Annotated in this window: 18 protein-coding genes; 6 read left to right on the forward strand and 12 right to left on the reverse strand. The window is 41.5% G+C overall.

Translation table 11 applies throughout. From position 1 onward, the window contains the following. Window positions 1-76 precede the first annotated feature (76 nt). The gene (gene dgt, locus EHW67_RS02820; protein WP_126160816.1) at window positions 77-1,420 is read right to left on the reverse strand and encodes a dGTP triphosphohydrolase; all 1,344 of its coding nucleotides are present in this window, start codon (window positions 1,418-1,420) and stop codon (window positions 77-79) included. Between the two features lie 338 nt (window positions 1,421-1,758). Between dgt and EHW67_RS02825 the strand changes: the two genes are divergently transcribed. Further along, window positions 1,759-2,964, forward strand: a complete 1,206-nt coding sequence (locus tag EHW67_RS02825) for a porin (RefSeq protein ID WP_126160817.1) — start codon at window positions 1,759-1,761, stop codon at window positions 2,962-2,964. A gap of 74 nt (window positions 2,965-3,038) precedes the next feature. Next, on the forward strand, window positions 3,039-5,309 hold the full coding sequence (locus tag EHW67_RS02830) for an inorganic phosphate transporter (protein ID WP_126160818.1): 2,271 nt from the start codon (window positions 3,039-3,041) through the stop codon (window positions 5,307-5,309). Between the two features lie 493 nt (window positions 5,310-5,802). Here EHW67_RS02830 and nadD read toward each other — a convergent pair whose 3' ends face one another. The 7 genes from nadD to EHW67_RS02865 all read right to left on the reverse strand — a co-directional run bounded on the left by nadD (window position 5,803) and on the right by EHW67_RS02865 (window position 11,117). Next, entirely contained in the window at window positions 5,803-6,390 is a 588-nt protein-coding gene (gene nadD, locus EHW67_RS02835; protein WP_126160819.1) for a nicotinate (nicotinamide) nucleotide adenylyltransferase, read from the reverse strand. An 81-nt stretch (window positions 6,391-6,471) separates the two neighbouring features. Beyond that, complete coding sequence (gene gmk, locus EHW67_RS02840) at window positions 6,472-7,062, reverse strand: guanylate kinase (RefSeq protein WP_126160820.1); 591 nt, start codon at window positions 7,060-7,062, stop codon at window positions 6,472-6,474. Continuing rightward, window positions 7,062-7,919 (reverse strand): YicC/YloC family endoribonuclease, encoded by an 858-nt coding sequence (locus tag EHW67_RS02845; protein WP_126160821.1) that lies wholly within the window; start codon window positions 7,917-7,919, stop codon window positions 7,062-7,064. Before EHW67_RS02845 ends, gmk begins: the two co-directional genes overlap by 1 nt. Before the next feature lie 120 nt (window positions 7,920-8,039). After that, complete coding sequence (locus EHW67_RS20970; protein WP_126160822.1) at window positions 8,040-8,405, reverse strand: SdpI family protein; 366 nt, start codon at window positions 8,403-8,405, stop codon at window positions 8,040-8,042. Further along, window positions 8,406-9,233, reverse strand: coding sequence for a 3-keto-disaccharide hydrolase (locus tag EHW67_RS02855; RefSeq protein ID WP_238389830.1), 828 nt, complete (start codon window positions 9,231-9,233; stop codon window positions 8,406-8,408). A 22-nt stretch (window positions 9,234-9,255) separates the two neighbouring features. Next, window positions 9,256-10,038 carry a 3-keto-disaccharide hydrolase gene (locus tag EHW67_RS02860; RefSeq protein WP_126160824.1) on the reverse strand — a complete coding sequence of 261 codons (783 nt, stop codon included), beginning with the start codon at window positions 10,036-10,038 and terminating at the stop codon, window positions 9,256-9,258. A 26-nt stretch (window positions 10,039-10,064) separates the two neighbouring features. Next, window positions 10,065-11,117 carry a sugar phosphate isomerase/epimerase family protein gene (locus EHW67_RS02865; protein ID WP_126160825.1) on the reverse strand — a complete coding sequence of 351 codons (1,053 nt, stop codon included), beginning with the start codon at window positions 11,115-11,117 and terminating at the stop codon, window positions 10,065-10,067. 636 nt (window positions 11,118-11,753) lie between these two features. On the opposite strand from EHW67_RS02865, the gene EHW67_RS02870 reads away from it, so the two are divergent. Next, window positions 11,754-12,215 (forward strand): ASCH domain-containing protein, encoded by a 462-nt coding sequence (locus tag EHW67_RS02870; protein ID WP_126160826.1) that lies wholly within the window; start codon window positions 11,754-11,756, stop codon window positions 12,213-12,215. 70 nt (window positions 12,216-12,285) lie between these two features. On the opposite strand, the gene EHW67_RS02875 is transcribed toward EHW67_RS02870, so the two are convergent. The 4 genes from EHW67_RS02875 to EHW67_RS02890 are packed head-to-tail and all read right to left on the reverse strand — an operon-like array spanning window position 12,286 to window position 16,133. Then, window positions 12,286-13,422 (reverse strand): Gfo/Idh/MocA family protein, encoded by a 1,137-nt coding sequence (locus EHW67_RS02875; protein ID WP_126160827.1) that lies wholly within the window; start codon window positions 13,420-13,422, stop codon window positions 12,286-12,288. 13 nt (window positions 13,423-13,435) lie between these two features. Then, window positions 13,436-14,668: an MFS transporter gene (locus EHW67_RS02880; RefSeq protein ID WP_126160828.1), complete on the reverse strand. Its 1,233-nt coding sequence runs from the start codon at window positions 14,666-14,668 to the stop codon at window positions 13,436-13,438. A 15-nt stretch (window positions 14,669-14,683) separates the two neighbouring features. Continuing rightward, window positions 14,684-15,127, reverse strand: a complete 444-nt coding sequence (locus EHW67_RS02885) for a DinB family protein (RefSeq protein ID WP_126160829.1) — start codon at window positions 15,125-15,127, stop codon at window positions 14,684-14,686. A gap of 16 nt (window positions 15,128-15,143) precedes the next feature. After that, window positions 15,144-16,133 carry a sugar phosphate isomerase/epimerase family protein gene (locus EHW67_RS02890; protein ID WP_126160830.1) on the reverse strand — a complete coding sequence of 330 codons (990 nt, stop codon included), beginning with the start codon at window positions 16,131-16,133 and terminating at the stop codon, window positions 15,144-15,146. 136 nt (window positions 16,134-16,269) lie between these two features. Between EHW67_RS02890 and EHW67_RS02895 the strand changes: the two genes are divergently transcribed. From EHW67_RS02895 to EHW67_RS02905, 3 genes are all read left to right on the forward strand, one after another. Continuing rightward, the gene (locus EHW67_RS02895) at window positions 16,270-17,982 is read left to right on the forward strand and encodes a GMC oxidoreductase (protein WP_126160831.1); all 1,713 of its coding nucleotides are present in this window, start codon (window positions 16,270-16,272) and stop codon (window positions 17,980-17,982) included. Continuing rightward, complete coding sequence (locus tag EHW67_RS02900) at window positions 17,982-18,629, forward strand: gluconate 2-dehydrogenase subunit 3 family protein (protein WP_126160832.1); 648 nt, start codon at window positions 17,982-17,984, stop codon at window positions 18,627-18,629. Before EHW67_RS02895 ends, EHW67_RS02900 begins: the two co-directional genes overlap by 1 nt. Before the next feature lie 108 nt (window positions 18,630-18,737). Further along, window positions 18,738-19,652, forward strand: coding sequence for a hydroxypyruvate isomerase family protein (locus tag EHW67_RS02905; protein ID WP_126160833.1), 915 nt, complete (start codon window positions 18,738-18,740; stop codon window positions 19,650-19,652). Window positions 19,653-20,084 lie beyond the last annotated feature (432 nt).

Raw genomic sequence — 20,084 nt, forward strand, 5'->3', positions numbered from 1 at the left:
GCTAAAAGACAAAAAAAAAGACCTTTTAAGATTGCTCTTAAGAGGTCTTTCTTTTTAGCCAAAATTCAATAAACCATTAAAGTTGCTTTCCCATTATTTTATTATGGATATGCACAGCCGCGCTGTCCGAAAGACTGGCTACATAGCAACAGGTATTCAATATAATGGAATATACAGACCCAGCTGTTTCCCTATATTGTTCCGGCAAAGTAGAAATCATTAATCGGTCATAATTGGAGCTACTACTTTCCCTTTTATTAATCAAGGCAGTAGTATAGACATCCAATATGTCCGAAATGATCTTATAACCTGCAATTTCCTTTTCTATTACCTCTTGGGATTGATATACCTTTTCTACGCTCAATTGAATAATATCCTCTATCTGGGCCTTGAACTTGCTTTTGTCCATCAAGGCCACGTTAAACTCTCCATTTAAAATTTCCTGTTCGTGAGCGATAAAAATAGAAATGGCATCGGAAATCAAGGTATTTATGGCAAGGGCCCTTAGATAGCTTAAGCGATCTTCCATAAAGTTCAGCTCATTGTACTTTTTAATATTGATGCTATCTTTCACCAGTTTAATAAGGTATTCCAAGGCGTAATCTTCAGAGATAAGGCCTAGGTTGATGCCATCCTCAAAATCGATAATGGTATAACAAATATCATCTGCTGCTTCCACCAAATAAGTGAGCGGGTGCCGGCAAAACGCCATATCACCATCTTTTCCGGTAGGGCTCAGCCCCAATTCCTTGGCCACTTCCTTAAAGGAATCCAAGTTTTGCTGAAAAACACCAAATTTTTTGTCGGCTATGCGCTTGGTCGGTTTTTTGGGCAAGGATTCCTTTGGGTATTTCATAAATGCCCCCAAAGTGGCATAACTTAAGCGCAACCCGCCCTCTACCCCTTTTCGGGTTTCGGTCAATAATTTATATCCATTGGCATTTCCCTCAAAATCTATGATGTCCTGATATTGCTTTTGGGTCAATATATTTTCAAACCTTCTGCCTTTTCCCGATTTAAAATATTCCCCAATGGCTTTCTCCCCACTGTGACCAAAAGGAGGATTACCTATATCATGGGCCAAGGCGGCAGCGGCAACAATGGCCCCAAAATCATTAAAACGATACCCATGCACTTCTTTGAGGTAGGGATGTCTTTCCAAAATTTTCTTTCCGGCAATCCTTCCCAGGCTCCTACCTACCACCGATACCTCAAGGCTATGGGTAAGCCGGGTATGTACAAAATCGGTTTTAGATAAGGGTATCACCTGGGTTTTATCCTGCAAGCTCCTAAAAGCTGCCGAAAATATAACCCGGTCATAGTCCACCTCAAACCCCAAACGGGTTTCATCTTGTTCCTTCCTTATTCTTTTATGGGTGTCGCCAAAGCGTTTTAATGAGAGTAATTGTTCCCAATTCATATCGTAAAATTAGTGGGCGCAAGATACATTTTTAGAAATGCAACACATAATAAAACCATTGGCACCTACCTACAAATCCCGACTTTAGATCGTTAATTTTAACATTTACTTAATCTTTAGGTTACACTTGGGTTACGACAATTCACCATCTTAGCAACTGTCTTAAGACAAATTTGATTTCATTTTAGATATTAGTTTTTGTCGACTATTAATGTGAAGTCTAAAGCTGCCTTTGGCCAAGGCAGCTTTTATGATTTAAAACAAAGTTGTTACTGGGTTAACATTCACTTAACATTCATGTTGGTTCTTTGTCATCGACAAAAACTAATAATGATATCATGAAAATGCAATGTTTGGCACTAGCGCTAGCTATGTGTTCATTATTCAGCAGCTATGCCCAGGAGTCAAATGCTCCTGAATTTGGCAAGGGTCTTTTTAACTTAATGGGAAAAGACAGCACATGGAGCGCAAAGATTGCCGCGAGAATGCAATTATTGAGCAGTTCTAACTGGACAGAAAATGCCAATGGAAATTTTACAGATCCGCATTTTAATACCTTGGTTAGGCGGGCGAGGTTAAAATTTGATGGATTTGCCTATTCACCAAAACTCACCTACAAAATAGAATTGGGACTATCTAACCGAGACATATCGGGAGCGTCACAATACACTAGCAATGCCCCCAGATATATATTGGACGCGGTTGTAATGTGGAATTTTTATCAGAACTTTCAAGTATGGGTAGGGCAAACCAAACTTCCTGGTAATATGGAGCGTGTTATTTCCTCCGGGAACCTTCAAATGGTAGATCGCTCAATGCTAAACAGTCAATTCACTTTGGACAGGGGAATGGGCCTACAACTTAGACACCATACCAACTTAACGGACAGCTTTTTAATAAGGGAAATAATTGCCGTTTCACAGGGAGAGGGCAGAAACATCACCACCGGAAACCTGGGCGGACACCAATACACAGGACGCTTGGAATTATTGCCCTTTGGAAAATTTCTTGGCAAAGGGGAATACAGTGGGAGCGACCTAAAGAGGGAGAAATCGCCAAAATTAATGTTGGCAGCAACCTATAACCTTAACCGTAACGCCGTAAAGACCAGAGGTAACCAGGGAAGCTATATGGTTACCGATATTGGTTTTCACAAGACCAATATCAATACCCTCTTCCTAGATGCTATGTTTAAATACGACGGCTACTCTTTTATGGCCGAATACGCCCATAGGGATGCGGACGATCCCTTAGCCGTTAACGCCGATGGCTCCCTTACCGGGGATGTAGTGCAGGTAGGCAGTGGTTTAAATCTCCAGACCGGCTATTTATTTAGAAACAACTGGGAAGTATCTGGGCGCTATACCCGCATAGGGCTAGACAAAAATATTACAGGAGAAAACCTGGAACAACAATACACCTTGGGACTGTCAAAATTCATTGTAGGACATAAATTAAAGGTTCAATCGGATATCAGTTATCTATCCGTTGAAGAAGGATTCAATGAATTCATGTTCAGATTACAAATGGAGGTTCATTTTTAACTAAAAAAATAACCTTAAGATAACGTTGCGCACAAACGGACAATTGATATTTGCAAACTATTTTTACTTAGACTATGGACAATTTATATTTATTAATGATTATTGCACTGGCTTTTTTAGCTGTTGCAGATTTGGTGGTTGGTGTTAGTAATGACGCTGTAAACTTCTTAAATTCGGCAATTGGATCCAAAGCCATATCCTTTAGGACCATAATGATCGTCGCCAGTATTGGAATAGCCGTTGGGGCCATATTTTCCAGTGGTATGATGGAGGTTGCCAGGAAAGGAATCTTCCATCCAGGCGAATTTATGTTCAGCGAGATCATGATTATTTTTATGGCCGTTATGATAACGGATATTTTGTTGCTCGACTTTTTCAATACGGTGGGAATGCCTACCTCTACTACCGTATCCATTGTATTTGAACTTTTGGGTGCCTCGGTAGCCATGTCGCTTATAAAAATAGCCGGTGAAGGCGGGAATTATGTAGATATATACAACTATATCAATACCTCCAAAGCCACAGAGATCATCTTGGGCATCTTACTCTCGGTAGTTATCGCATTTTCTGTCGGGGCCTTTGTACAATACCTATCGCGCCTAATGCTCTCTTTTAATTTTAGAAAAAAAGCCAAATCACTAGGCGCCATATTCGGGGGCGTAGCCTTAACGGCCATAACGTATTTTATACTGATAAAAGGCCTAAAGGGCGCCACTTTTGTTAGTGCTGATCTATTGGACTTTATCAAAGGCAATACAATGCTGATTGTCCTTGGCAGTTTTGCTGTTTGGACGGTAATCGCCTATATCATTGCCACAGTATTAAAATTTGATGTCTACAAACTAATTATCATAGTGGGAACCTTTGCGCTTGCATTGGCTTTTGCCGGAAACGACCTGGTTAACTTTATTGGGGTGCCTATTGCTGCCTGGCAGTCTTTTGAGGCTTGGCAAGCTTCTGGCTTACCGGCATCTGAATTTAGTATGAACGTACTTGCAGCCAAAGTACCAACGCCAACCCTGCTGTTGTTTCTTGCCGGAATGGTGATGGTTCTTACACTATGGTTCTCTAAAAAAGCGAGATACGTAACCCAAACGGAAATCAACCTTTCCCGTGAAGGCGAATCCAAGGAGAGATTTCAACCTAACTTCCTGTCCAGGGGAATTGTAAGGGGAGCCATACTGCTTTCTACATTTACAACATCCATTATCCCAAAGTCGCTACAGGAAAAAATAGATGAGAACTTTAAAAAACCCTCTATTCCACTATCCAAGGACAAGACTTTTGAACTACCTGCTTTTGATATGGTTCGTGCGGCAGTAAACCTTATGGTTGCCGGGGTACTTATTTCAATTGCCACGTCATACAAACTACCACTATCCACTACTTACGTAACCTTTATGGTAGCAATGGGCTCCTCTTTGGCCGATAGGGCCTGGGGTGCTGAAAGTGCTGTCTATAGGGTTGCCGGAGTACTAAATGTAATTGGGGGCTGGTTCTTTACCGCTTTTATAGCATTTATTTCTGCCGCCATAATTGTTTACCTTATAAACATTCACGTGCCTTCTATGGTGGCCATTCTATTATTGATCGCCGTGTTATTATTGGCAAGAAATTATATCTCGCACAATAAAAAATCCAAAGAAATAAGAGCCGAAGATAGCCTAAGAAAGGCTGAAAGCAGCTCTATCCAAGGTGTAATCGAGGAAAGTGCGGACAACATCTCCAACGTTGCCAAAAGGAGCAATAAAATCTACACGAACATTATAGACGGATTGGCCAAACAAGACCTGGAACTTCTTAAAAAGAACAAAAAGGGTGTTGTTAAACTTTCCAATGAGGTAGATGAATTAAGGGACCATATCTTTTATTTTATAAAGAATTTAGATGAGGCCAGTGTGGGCGCCAGTAATTTCTACATCAATATCCTTGGTTACCTACAGGATATGGCGCAGTCTTTGGAATACCTCACCAAAATAAGCCATAAGCACATTAACAACAACCATAAAAAATTAAAATACAATCAGATAAAAGAACTGAAGGAAATAGACCTTAAGCTTGAGAAATTATTAAGCGAAACCAAAGTAGCCTTTGAAACAAGGTCATTTGAACAGATAGGGGTAATATTTGGAAGCAAACAAGAATTGCTGGACCTGGTGTCCCAAAAAATTGAGACCCAGATCGCGAGAACCCGTACCGAGGAATCCAGTCCAAAAAATACCACCCTGTATTTCACTTTTCTTCTGGAGACCAAAGATTTTATCAATGCCACAATGAACCTTTTAGAGCTGTATTACCAAGAGCACGATAGCTCTGTTAAACCGGCCAAACTAGAACTTCATTAATCCAATTACCTCAAGTGAGTAGCCGTTGGGGCAGAAAAGGGAAAATAGTGAATACGATTCCCTTGGTGTAAAAGCTGCTTCTCACTTAGTAGGTAAAGCATAAAAGATTACAAGTTAGCAAAACACCTAATCCGGTTGTTTGTTTGAGTTATTAGGTTGTATCCAAGGGACTTTTTTAATTAAAGCCACAGTACAACTTGACCCAAACAGCAACCGGATTACCTTTTTAAGGTGTCCCTTAAGCAGCAGCACATACCTGGGATCTACCAAACCCAAGGATTGTAAATAATTAAAGTTTTATTGGCCCAATGCCCTGTTACTGCCTTGGCAGCCATGAGGCCTTTTAAAGATTTCTGAAGAAACCATTCCAGAATAAACACCCTAAAGACCTTTTCATAAAAAAAAGGCCTCGAATAACCTTAAAACACCTAGAAAAGGGAATATAGTACGCAATGCGCAACAGAACTGCAAAATGGCACTTAAAACCTGTTTACTATCTGTAAAAATTCATTTCATCCATATACTTCCAAACAGATTCTGGTAGCAAAGGCCTTATGTTCTTTCCCAATTTATGCTGGCTTCTGATAAAGGTGGATGAAATTTCCATTATGGGTGCAGACACCCTGCTGATCTTTGGATGACCTTTAAATTGATGTTGCACCTCTCCCTCAGAGATCCTTGGATAAACGTAAATACTATGATTTTCCAAAATTACCTCATGGTTCTTCCACTTATGGAACCCCTTTAAATTGTCTTCCCCCATAATCAAACTAAATTCATGGCCCTTCTCAAATTTTTCCTGTAAATGCACTAGGGTATTTACCGTATAGTTGGGCTGAGGAAGCTCAAATTCTATTTTACTGGGCTTTAATTTGGGGTATTCCTTAACAGCTTCATATACCAGCTGATAGCGATGATGGTTATCCAAGAGCGATTTTTTGGTCTTAAACGGACTCTGTGGGGTGACCACGAACCATACCTCGTCCAGATCAGAGAATTCTACCATGTGATTGGCAATTACCAAATGCCCAATATGAATGGGATTAAATGTGCCAAAGTAAAGTCCTATTTTCTTGTTCAAAGCAGCTACTATTCCGTATTTCTATTCATTCAACTCTTCCGTAAAAAGTCCCTAAAAAAAGGCCAATCTGAAGATATTGCTTTATTGCCCATCGGCTACCTTGGCACCCACAAAATCGGCAACCAATTTATGCGCCTCTTTCAATGCGGTCTCCAAGTCATAATTCTTAATGATACTATCAAATTGAGGGGCAGTTGCCAATTCTACGGAAGCCTTGGCAATCCTCATGTTTATCTTATCCTCAGATTCCGTACTACGTTTTTTTAGTCTGATCTTTAGCTCATCTATACTTGGGGGCTTTACAAAAACTGCCAGGGTTTGCTCTGGAAATTTCTTCTTAATCCTAAGTCCACCAGCTACATCAATGTCAAATATCACATTTTTACCCTCTGCCCAGAGTCGGTCTACCTCAGTCTTTAAGGTACCATAGAAATTATCCCTATAGACCTCTTCCCACTCCAAAAAATCGTCCTGCTTTATATGGTTTTTAAACTCGGACAGGCTCATAAAATAATAGTGCTCTCCATGCTTTTCCTTTCCTCTCCGTGGTCTGGAGGTAGCAGAAATGGAAAAGGCCAAATTGAGTTCCGGCTGTTGCAGCAAATGTTTTACTATAGTTGTTTTTCCACTGCCAGATGGGGCCGAAAAAATAATTAGTTTTCCTCCTTGCATTATAAGACGTTAAGCATTTGTTCCTTAATTTTTTCCAACTCGTCCTTCATTTGCACCACCAGCTGCTGCATGGGTGCATAATTGGCCTTGGAGCCAATGGTATTTATCTCCCTCCCTATTTCCTGACAAATGAACCCCAGCTTTTTTCCATTGGAGTCATCCGTTTTTAGGGTTGCAGCAAAATAATCCAAATGGTTTAACAAGCGCACCTTTTCCTCGGTAATATCATACTTCTCCAAATAGTAGATAAGTTCCTGCTCAAACCGATTGGAATCCAAATCGGTCTTTAGATCTGCCACCGCCTTTTCCAAACGTTCCCTAACGGTAGCCAGTCTTTCCTGGTCCATTGATGACACCTTATCCAGCAATACCTTTAAAGCCTCTATACGGCCCTGGAAATCCGCCTCCAAAACCTTCCCTTCCTCTGTTCTAAAGGTATTGATCTCCTTAAGCGCCTCCACCAAGGCTTCCTTAATGGCAGCAAACTCTTCCTCATCTATATCTTCCCGCTCGGTCTTCATGGTATCGGGCATACGCATGGCAATCTCCAACAGGGCCATTTGATCCCCAGAGGCTATACTGCCCAACTGTTCCATATATTGTCGCACTACAGCTTCATTGACCTCGGACGAAGCTTCTGCTCCCGTATTTTCAATATATAAACCAAAATCTACCTTCCCCCTTACCAGAGAGCTGGCTATGGTCTTGCGCATCTCCAATTCCTTTTCCCTATAGGCAGATGGAATCCTTGCATTTAAATCGAGATTTTTACTATTTAGCGATTTAATCTCAATGGTAATTTTCTTGGAAGGACGTTGTATTACATTCTTCCCAAAGCCTGTCATTGATTGGATCATATATTGATTTTAGATTTTGGCAAAGGTAAATAAAATTGAGGTTTGAATTCTTTTATAGCTTTAAACTACCAAAACTCTTATAAACAGCTCCTAATACATGTTATAAAAACCTCTTTAATGTCATAACTTGCCTTTATTTAAAGGCTTTCCATTTTTGTCGAAATGAATTTCCAATTGCCGTTCACACCAAAATATACCCAGAAATATGGCAACAACTAAGAAAAAAGTGGAAATACCCATAGACCAAAGGGGAGCAATGAAATGGGCAATTATACCAACTATAAAAGATGATACACCAACCCACAACATCATTTTGGCCCCAATAAGATTGCCAAAATCCCACGTTTCCTGGTTCCGCATACTTCTACGTGTTCTATAGCCATAGAAAAGATTGATGCTCTTGGGTGGATGTATTTTATAGATCCAGGAAAGAATGGATAAAACCAGACCGGGTGCTGCTGCCGACAAGAAAAACGCCCACTCCACCTAAAGCTCCCTTACCCAGATATTCCTATAGCTCACCCTACTATTATCCCCGTGATCTTGAAGCTTTAAGGGGCCCTTACCATGGGCAGGATTCTTTGGCCAGCCAATATAGGCCGTTGTGCCCTTAATTTCAACATGATCCTGTACCAGGATTCCATTGTGTAGGACCGTTACAGTCCCTGATTTTATCTTTTGTCCGGCCTCATTAAATTCCGGTGCGTGGTAAATAATATCATAACTGTTCCATTCACCTGTTGGCACGGAGGCCATAGCTAATGGTACGTGCTGCTTATAAATAGATGCCACCTGACCGTTAACATAGGTATCGTTATCATTGTTATCCAACACCTGCACCTCATACAATCCATTCAGGAATACCCCGCTATTACCGCGACTCTGGCCCTTGCCCTGTATCTCTTTGGGCGACTTCCACTCCAAATGCAGTTGTATGCTCCCAAAATTCTGAACGGTCTGTATATCTCCGGTTTTGTTACTTACGGTCATACTGCCATCATCATTAACAATCCATTTGGCTGCCGTACTGTCCCTAGAGCTAATCCAATTGTCCAAATTATCCCCGTTAAACAACACAATGGCATCACTGGGCGGCTTACTAAAAGATACATTGGGTTTCACTACTGGGGGTACCGGTTTATAATATTCGGTTTCCTCGGGGGTGGTAGGTTCCTCTCCCGTATACTCTTCATGTACTATAACCCCATCGGCAGCAGCCGGTCCTGCGGTTGCTTCCAGAGGGTCTACGGCCACCTTTTCCTTACAGGCCAATGCCAAAATTAATAGGAAAGGGATATATCCTAGTTTCTTCACCATAGTATGATTATATAATGGATCAATCCAATACTTTTATCTTAATATTCCTATAAGATACTATATCGCCATGGTCTTGTAGGCCTAATTTTCCAGTTTTGTACTTACCAAAATGCTCAGAGCCCTTGAATTTGGATTTCGCTATCATAGCTTCCCATTCCTCACCATGTACGGGGAATGATGCCACTTCCGTTCCGTTCAGCACTACATTTCCCTGATTGGTATTGTGGTCAACGGTAATAACACAGGTATTCCATTCACCAACCGGCTTGGTAACGTCCTCACTCGGAGCAACCATGTCATAAAGGGCGCCCGCCTGATGGGTGGTTCCATTTTTGGCATCCGGATGTTTTTCATTGTCCAACACCTGGATTTCCGGTCCGGAATGGTAAGCCTCCTTAAGGCTTTCTATTTCCTTTACGCCCCAAAATATACCACTATTGCCACCCTCCGAGATCTTCCAATCTACAGATAGAACAAAATTGGTGAATTCCTCTTTGGTCACTAAGTTGTATTTCTCCCCCTTCTTACGTTCTTTGGGCGGGTAAAAAACCATAGCGCCATCCTCTATTTTCCAAGCCTCTCCAACACCGTCTTCCTTGTAACGTTTCCAGGCATCAAAATTGGTCCCATCAAAAAGCACCTTCCATTCACCTTCTGCCGCGGCAGTTGGTGGTGGTGGTGGAGTTCCTTTTTCGGAATTTGCCATGGGATCAGAGTCTACCTCCATACTCTTTTTATCGGTTTTATCCTTACAGCCTACGATCAGCATAGCGATCAAGGCCGTATAAAGTAAATTTTTCATTTTTCTTTGTTTATGATTTAACAGTATTATAGCCCCAGTATCTTTTTCAATACGGTCTTATCTATTTCGGCACCGGCAAAATCATCAAAGGTTTTTTCCGTGGCTTCAATAATATGGTCCTGTATAAATTTGGCTCCTTCTCTAGCCCCTTGCTCCGGACTTTTTATGCAACACTCCCATTCCATAACAGCCCAAACATCACAACCATACTGGGTTAGCTTAGAGAAAATAGTCTTAAAGTCGATTTGTCCATCACCAAGGGAACGATATCTACCTGCGCGATCGCCCCAATCATTGTATCCTCCAAAGGCACCCTTTTTCCCGGTTGGATTAAATTCGGAATCCTTTACGTGGAACGATTTAATAAATTCGTGATAGTGATCAATATAGGCAATATAATCCAATTGTTGCAGCACAAAATGGCTGGGGTCATACAAGATATTTACTCGCTTATGGTTACCGGTGGCGGCCAAAAAACGTTCAAAAGTATCGCCGTCGTGCAGGTCCTCGCCAGGATGTATTTCATAACATACATCCACACCTTCCTTATCATAATGGTTTAGGATGGGCAGCCATCTATTTGCCAATTCCTCAAATCCCATTTCTACCAATCCTGCAGGTCTCTGTGGCCAAGGGTGGGCGGTATGCCACAAAAGGGAACCGGAAAAGGTGGCGTGTGCGGACAAGCCAAGCCTTCTACTCGCCGTTGCCGCCTTTTTAACCACGTCTACCGCCCATTCTGTACGTGCCTTGGGATTATTCTTTACCTTGTCAGGTGCAAAATTGTCGAACATTAGGTCATATGCGGGGTGCACCGCTACCAATTGCCCCTGAAGATGGGTAGACAATTCGGTAATCTCCAGTCCGTAAGAATTAATTTTCCCTTTCAGTTCATCGCAATACGTCTGACTCTCTGCGGCTTTATCCAAGTCGATTAGAAAATCTACCCAAGTAGGTATTTGTATTCCTTTGTATCCTAAATCGGATGCCCATTTACACAATCCATCCAACGAATTGAATGGTGCTTTTTCATCTACAAATTGCGCCAAAAATACGGCTGGCCCCTTAATTGTTTTCATTTATTTCTGTTTATTATTTTAAATTGTTCTCCGGACAAAGGCAACACCCCAAAGGAAGTTCCCTTACACCTATCTAAATAGTTTTAGTTGTTTCCCAAAAAGTCAAATTACTCATCCTTTAAAGCTCCTTACCTCTTTAAATACCCCATTTTATAGAGACAGCACCCCATTTGCACAGGGCTTTATAATAATTTTGTACCAGCCCCACTACCTGCTGTATTGGATTTGATATAATTAATAATTAAACCCTATATTTAGACTGTAATTTTGAATTACACACTTGTTTTAATGTGAAGTTATAAATATAGGAATTACAATAGAATTATCAGAATAATAAGCCATGAATCAATCTGCCAAAATGTAAGGAATTTAGATCAAACCATTAATCCTTAAAATATATTGCCCCCCAAAATCGTTATAACATTTATTAGACTTATAGAGCACAGTATATCGATTAAAGACAGTTAATTCCATGTTGTTAAAAAACCATATAAACCCAAGCCTTCATAAAGCCCCAATTCACGGACATGGGGTCTTGTCATTACTTTACACGAATGTCTTGTTCACCCAGCGTCCTAACCCAAAAAAAACAGCCAAATATGCTGTAGAAACAATAAAATCAAGCAAACTTTCTTAATGGAAAACAGCACAGCCAGAAATATGTGGGGCGATTTTTTAGATGCCCACTTAGAATACGCCTTTGTGGAAGCTCCCAAGGTGATGCATTTTTTTGACAATGAAAAGGACGCCAATCACTCCTTGGACCTAGTAATTAACAAAACCAAAAAAGCTATGTCCCAGTCCCTTCTGGGTCTTCAGAACAGAAACGAACCTTTACCAAAAATTGGATCGTTCATTGTCCTAACAGATTGGGAGGGCACCGCCAAATGCATTGTAAAAACCACTTCGGTAAAGCTAAAGCCCTTGTTTAGTATTGATGGGGATTATGCCCAATTGGAAGGGGAGGGCGACAAGAGCCTAGACCAGTGGAAAAATATATATTGGAATTACTTTGCCCGTGAACTAGCTACTTTTAAGCGCGTTCCCAAGGAGAGTATGATTGTGGTCTGTGTAACTTTTGAAAAAGTATACGGCTAAGCCATAGCTACCTCAGAAAACTAAGAAGGGCCACAATTTGTGGCCCTTTTCTATTTTGGAAGATGAATTTCTATTTTAAATCCACCCAAACATTTCCTTTTTTATTGGATTCAACAGAACTCTCAATAAAGTCGAGTCCACGTACCCCGTCCATCATAGTAGGGAATTCGCCATCATTGTATTCCTCTCCCCTAATGGCTCTGGCAACCCCAAGGTAGATGTTGGCCATGGAGTCAAAAATACCCTCTGGGTGTCCTGGAGGCAATTTGGTACCATCCAAAGACAAATCCGAGTTATAGGCATGACCAGGCTTGTAAACCTGAGCTGGCTTGTCATCGCTAAGTACATAGAGGTAGTTGGGGTTTTCCTGTTCCCAACGCAATCCAGCCTTTTCACCATAGATGGCAATGCTTAAACCGTTTTCCTCACCTGTAGCGACCTGACTTGCCCTTACCAATCCCTTAACGTGTTTGTCCATACGGATCAATACCGTACCATCAACATCCATCTGGTTATCCTCGTACAGATAGTTGAAATCGGCCAATATAGATTTGATCTTTAATCCGGTGGTATATTCTATCATATTAAATGCATGCACCCCAATATCGCCCATACAAGAGCTAATTCCGGCTTTTTTGGGATCCAATCTCCAAACGGTAGAACGTTTGGCCTTGTCATGGATTATGGTATTGATCCATCCTTGATAGTATTGCGCATCTACCTTGTGTATTTTACCCAATGCCCCGGCCTTGATCATCTCTCTCATTTGCCTGACCATTGGATAACCCGTATAAGTGTGCGTTACGGCAAAAACGGTCTTGGCCTTTTCCAAGGTGTCCTGCAATATTACAGCTTCTTCATAGGTGGTGGTCATAGGTTTTTCACAGATAACGTGAAATCCGTTTTCCAACAGTTTCTTCGCCATTGGAAAATGCAAAAAATTAGGTGTAAGGACTGAACACACCTGTATCCGCTCTTCTTTTGGAAGTTTTAATTCCTCTTCCACCAAAGTGTCAAAGTCCTTATAAATTCTGTTGGTTGGGATATCTATCTCCTTTGCAAAGGCTACATTGGCCTCAAAATCAGGGTTAAAGACAGCCCCTACAATTTCATAGTTATCATTGATCTGGGATGCCACCCTGTGCAATACCCCAATAAGGGAGTCTCCTCCACCCCCTAAAATTCCTAATTTAATTTTTTTACCCATAATATATTTATTCCTAATTACTTTTATATTCTACTTGAACGTTTTTAAAAAACAAGGTAAACAAGGCCATGACCCCTAGTGCAAAAATAGCTGGAAAACTCCAAATATCAACCCAGCTATGTTCCCCTTCACGCACCAAATAACTATCCGTAATCTCACCGGCCACCCAAAATCCTATCAACATACCTACCCCGTAGGTTGCCAGGGTAATTAATCCCTGAGCCGCACTTTTATATTTAGCACCTGCTTTGGAATCGGTATAAATTTGCCCGGACACAAAGAAAAAGTCATAACAGATTCCGTGCAAGGCAATCCCTATAATCAGCATAAATGCCTTGTCGTCCGCATTTCCATATGCAAAAAGCAAATATCGTACTGTCCATGCCAACATTCCGGCAATTAGGGTTCTCTTAAAGCCAAATCTCTTAAAAAAAAAGGGCAATAGCAACAGAAATAACACTTCGGATCCCTGACCAATGGTCATTATACCCGTAGGGTTGTCCATCCCTATTTCTGACAAAAACGGATTGGCATTCTGATAATAAAAAGCCAAGGGTATACAGATAAGAATTGATGAAATAAAGAAAACGAAAAAATTCCTATCCCGTAAAAGCTTTAAGGCATCCAATCCCAAAATACTGGAAACGGACACTTTTTCATCCTTCCCTACCTTTGGCGGTGTTTTGGGAAGGAAAAAACTAAAAACACCCAATATAGCCGAAGCAATGGCCACCATTAAAAAGGTATTTTTTAATAAACCTTCCTGCCTTGACACCTCTGAGTCCCAAAGAAACACATAGCTAATGATCAGCCCAGCCACAATCCAACCAATAGTTCCAAAAACCCTTACAAAAGAAAATTCCTTGGCCGGATTTTTCATTTGACTGAAGGCTATGGAATTCACCAGCGCCAAGGTGGGCATGTACAGTATCATATACCCCAGCACATACGGATAAAAACCAGCGAAGTCTATCGCAGCGTACATCTGGTACATGAGCAAGGCGCCAATAAGGTGCAAAACCCCCAAGATGCGCTCTGCGTTAAAAAACCGGTCCGCTATCAATCCTATTATAAAAGGGGCTATAATGGCCCCCCAGGATTGGGTAGAATACGCCATGGCCGTTTCCGCACCACTGGCTTTTAGATTATGGCCCAAAAACGTACCCAAGGTAACAAACCAACCTCCCCAAATAAAAAATTCGAGAAACATCATCAAGGAGAGTTGAAGTTTGGTGTTTACCTTCACGGCTGGCGGTTCTATTTATCTTTTATAAAAGGTATAATCCAACATAGGCGGCTCAATGGCATTGTTTCTTAGATCGACCGAAATTTGCCCCCTGTGATGGGTTGAATGATTTATGATATGGAAAAGCATATCGGTTATGGTGTTGGAAAACAACCTTCCCTTGGTATTTTCGTAATCCAAACGCGCATCAAAATTATCTGCATTGGTAATAATCTCAAAGGAGCTTCTTTGATTTTCATAATGCACCTCTCCCCAGTCCTTTAAAGGGTGAATCTGAAAAACGCCGTATTCTATCTCTTTATCAAGAATACGGGCGTTCCATATATGATGGGCGTTTAAAATATGACTAAATAGCGTAATGGTCCTGTCCGGAACATGCTCCAGCTTATGACACTCTTCAATCAATTTTTTATTGCAATAAAAGTTGTAATCGAAAAGTTGATTAAAAAAAGCCTTCATAGCAAATCCCGTACAATTAGTTTATTTCCTTAGCTGCCTTTAACAAGAGATTTTTGGTGGCAAGAATCCCTGCTTCCTCTCCTAGCTCGTGCCCTTCATATTCCACACCAATATAGCCGGTATACCCAGCGTCCTTCACTATCTTTAGTATTCTTGGATAATCCAATTTTGTTTCGTAGCCCTGGGCATCAAAATTGTAGGATTTGGCACTTACCGCCAAGGCATGGGGCATCAGCTCACTAATACCTTTATATATATCGTATTCATTGGCACATCCATCCTTACTTCTTTCTATACAGAAATTTCCAAAATCGGGCAAGGTACCGCAATTCTTCATATTCACCTTGGTCATAACCTCTGCCAGCATAGCGGCGTTGGAAGACAATCCGCCGTGGTTTTCAACCAAGACCTCTATATTCTTTTCCTTGGCATAGGTGGCCAATTGGGTTAAGCCATCAACAGAACTGGCCACCCATTCTTCGGGCACTTTGCTTCCGGAGAGGTTTACCCTAATGGCATGGCATCCCATGGCAGCAGCAGCATCTACCCACTTATAATGGTTTTCTACCGCTTCTTTTCTTTTTGCATCATCGGTTGTAGCAAGATCACCTTGACCATCAATCATGATCAATACATTTTCCATACCGTGCTTCTTGCTTTCCGCATTACATTTCTCCACAAAGGCAGCCATTGCTTCCTCGGAGAAATTGGCAGCCCTTAATTCGTCATAATACAAGCCACTCACATATTCCAAACCGGAAAAACCCCATTCTTTGGCTTTCTCGGCAAAGGTATAGGGGTCCACTCCCTCTTCCCTTACCATTCTATGCATAGACCATTGCGCCAGGGACAATTTAAAAAAGGGCTCCTCGGATTTTACGGCCACTTCCGTAACCTCCTTGTTGTCCGACTTATCCTTGGGAGCTTCCTTACAGGAAAAAACACCCAATGCCAATACAACCAAACCTACCTTTAATCCCGTTAATTTTAAATTTTTACCTTTCATTTTCATTAAATATTATTAAACCAATTAATTACCAACAACTAAAACGTTATAGTGCTGAAGTATTAGGAAATATAAGGTTTAAATGTAGAAAATTAATTTTATATTTAATAAATTTATTAAATAAACAATTTTATAAATGAGCAAGTTTTATTACAACGAAGAGCAGGATTCTTATGATGCAATTGTCGTAGGTACCGGAATTAGTGGGGGGTGGGCAGCCAAGGAATTGTGCGAAAAAGGATTAAAAACCTTGGTTTTGGAACGCGGAAGGATGGTTAAGCACATTGAGGACTATGAGACGGCCAACATGGACCCGTGGGACTTTCCCAATGCCGGTAAGCCCACCAGGGAGGATATTGAAAAACAGCCCAAACAGAATAGAACGGGCTATACTACGAACGCTGCCAGTAAAATGTGGTTTGTCAACGATTTAAAGCACCCATACAATGAAATACGAAGGTTTGATTGGATGAGGGGATACCACTTAGGTGGGCGCTCCCTGCAATGGGGGCGACAAAGCTATAGATGGAGCGATATTGACTTCACGGCCAACAAAAGGGATGGCATTGCAGTGGATTGGCCCGTTCGCTATAAAGATATTGCACCATGGTATTCCAAGGTAGAGAACTACATTGGCGTTAGTGGGGAGGCACTTAACCTACCGCAGTTGCCGGACAGTGATTTTTTGCCGGCCATGGAAATGAACTGTGTGGAGGAACATTTTAAAAATAAAGTAACAGAGGGGTTTGACGGACGTGCCGTTACCATTGGTAGGGTTGCACATATAACTGGGACCAAAAATTTTGACGGACGTACCAAATGTCAGTACAGAAATCGCTGTATCAGAGGATGTCCTTTCGGCGGGTACTTTAGTAGTTTGTCCTCTACCCTGCCCGCGGCAGAAGCCACAGGCAATATGACCTTACGGCCAGACTCCATTGTTCACGAAGTGATATACGACCCGGACACAAAAAAGGCTACCGGGGTAAAGGTAATTGATAGGGTAACCAAGGAAACCCACGAATTTAAAGCCAAGGTTATCTTCTTATGTGCTTCGGCCATAGCTTCGACCGCTATTTTAATGCAATCCAAATCCGATCGTTTCCCCAATGGTATGGGTAATGACTCCGATCAATTGGGCCGCAATATAATGGACCATCATTTAGGAGTGGGTGCCTCTGGTAAATTTGATGGCTTTGAAGACAAATATTACAAAGGAAGACGCCCCAACGGGATATATATTCCAAGGTTTAGAAACCTAGGAGGGGATACGGACAGAAAGGATTACCTGCGTGGATTCGGATATCAAGGAGGAGCCAGCAGAGGGAATTGGGAAGAGACCGTTGCCGAGCTCTCTTACGGAAAAGACCTAAAAGACAGTATACTTCAACCAGGTGGATGGAGAATGGGAATTGGCGGCTTTGGCGAGGTACTCCCCTATGAAGACAATAGAATGACTTTGGATTACGACAAATTGGACGATTGGGGGCTGCCTACGGTAACTTTTGATGCCGATTTACAGGAAAACGAGTTCAAAATGCGTAAAGACATGCAGGAATCTGCTGTAGAAATGCTGGAAAAAGCAGGATTTAGGGATGTTAAGGGACACGACGGACCTACTGGTCTAGGTTTGGGCATCCACGAAATGGGTACTGCCAGAATGGGGCGCAACAGAAAGACCTCTGTCCTTAACGGGAACAACCAATTGCACGATGTGCCCAACGTTTATGTAACAGATGGAGCCTTTATGACCTCAGCCAGTTGCGTAAACCCATCACTCACTTATATGGCATTCACTGCCAGGGCCGCAGACCACGCGGTAAAAGAACTTAAAAAAGGAAATATATAATGGACAGAAGAAAAGCACTTAAAAGCATGGGCTTGGCACTGGGATATACGGTAGCCACCCCAACACTGATCAGCATAGTACAAAGTTGTAAGCAGGATGCGGCCATTACATGGACACCAGATTTTTTATCCCCAACAGAAGGTTCAATGCTTACCCAGCTGGTAGATATAATTCTTCCAAAAACCGACACCCCATCTGCTTCCGAGGTACAGGTACACATCTTTATAGACCGTTTTGCCGATCAAGTAATGAAAAAAGAACAGCAGGACCTTTTTAAAATGACCATGGGTAAATTTCTGGACAAGGCCCTACAGGATTCCGGCAAAAAAGAGATTGCAGATCTTGGCCCGGAACATCTGGAACCGGTACTGTCTGCCGCCCTAAAAATCTCTAAAGAAGATGAAGCCAAAAAATTTAAGGTCATCAATGCCTATACCGAATCCGTAAAAGCGGGGGAAACGGCAAGCCTTGATGATGAGGTATCCAGATTTGCCTTCGCCAACAACCTAAGAGGGCTGACCATTTTAGCATATAAGTCTTCTGAATATGTAGGCGAAAATGTATTGTCTTACCTACCGGTGCCAGGCGAATACATTGCATGTGGCGACCTTCAGGAATTGACCGGAGGCAAGGCGTGGTCACTATAAATTACAACAAAGGTAAAATTGACTAAAAAGCCAGAACAACTGGATAACCATTGTTATTTAGTTGTTTTGGCGTTATTTAATAATAGAATTCCAACCATATACTAAAAAATGAAAAGAAGAGATTTTATTCAAAAAACCGCCTTGGGAAGTAGCGCCGTAACCTTAGGTGGCAGCTTAGCCTACGGAGCCCAGCCCAATTTAGAGGCGAAACATTCTTTTAACTTGAAATATGCCCCACATTTTGGCATGTTCAAAAACCTGGCAGGAAACGACTTAATTGACCAGATCAACTTTATGGCCGACCAAGGGTTTACGGCTTTTGAAGACAATGGCATGATGAAAAGGGACGTGGCCACCCAAACCAAAATTGGAGAAGCCTTGGCCAAGCATAATATGACCATGGGCGTCTTTGTAATAGACAAAGGCGGTAATATGGCCAACACCTTAGCAGCAGGTAAACAAGAATATATAGATATATTTCTGGACGGCTGTAGAAGGGCCGTGGAAGTGGCCAAACGAGTCAATGCCAAATGGATGACCGTAGTGCCGGGCGGATTTGAAAGAAAGCTACCAATAGGCGTTCAGGATGGCAATGTTATTGAAGCGCTAAAAAGAGGCGCCGAGATTTTGGAACCCCACGGCTTAACAATGGTCCTTGAGCCTTTATCGGATTCCCCAGATCTCTATTTGCAGAATTCAGACCAAACCTATATGATCTGTAAAGCGGTAGGCAGTCCTTCCTGTAAAATATTGTTCGACATCTACCATATGCAAAAAACCGAAGGGCACCTAATACACAATATGGACCTAACGTGGGATGAAATAGACTACATACAAATAGGGGACAATCCAGGCAGAAAAGAACCCACCACTGGAGAGATCAATTATAAAAATGTTTTCAAATATATCCATGAAAAAGGATTTAAGGGCGTATTGGGTATGGAACACGGCAATTCCAAACCTAACAAAGAAGGAGAGTTGGCAGTTATTAATGCGTATAAGAGCGTAGACAACTTCCTATAACCCTACAAAAAAAAGTTAAAAATCAACGATTTAACGTTGTATTTAGAAAGTTTCCATTTTGTTCATTCGTCAAAGCAATGAAATGGAAACTTATTTTTATGTTATAGGCCTATACTGTATACTCTTCATAATAGGCAGGTTGCTATGCCATCACCATTTTAAAAAGTGACAATGGTTGAATGGACTGTATTCTTATGGCCATAGTCCAGATTCCCTTTATGCCCGTATATAAAATATAAAGAACATTGAGCTTAGGGTATAAAAATGGACAATCATATTACCATATTGACGATTTACGGCATTGCCATTATTTGTGCCCTGGTATTAAAACCCTACATATTTAACAGATAGGCACCCAATTAACCAATATAATAGGGTAGAAAGCCCCTAAAACACCTATACACCAAAAACAACAGACCCCCCAAGGAATTC

Origin of the sequence: Arenibacter aquaticus (genome assembly GCF_003957295.1) — a bacterium.
Classification (GTDB): Bacteria; Bacteroidota; Bacteroidia; order Flavobacteriales; family Flavobacteriaceae; genus Arenibacter; species Arenibacter aquaticus.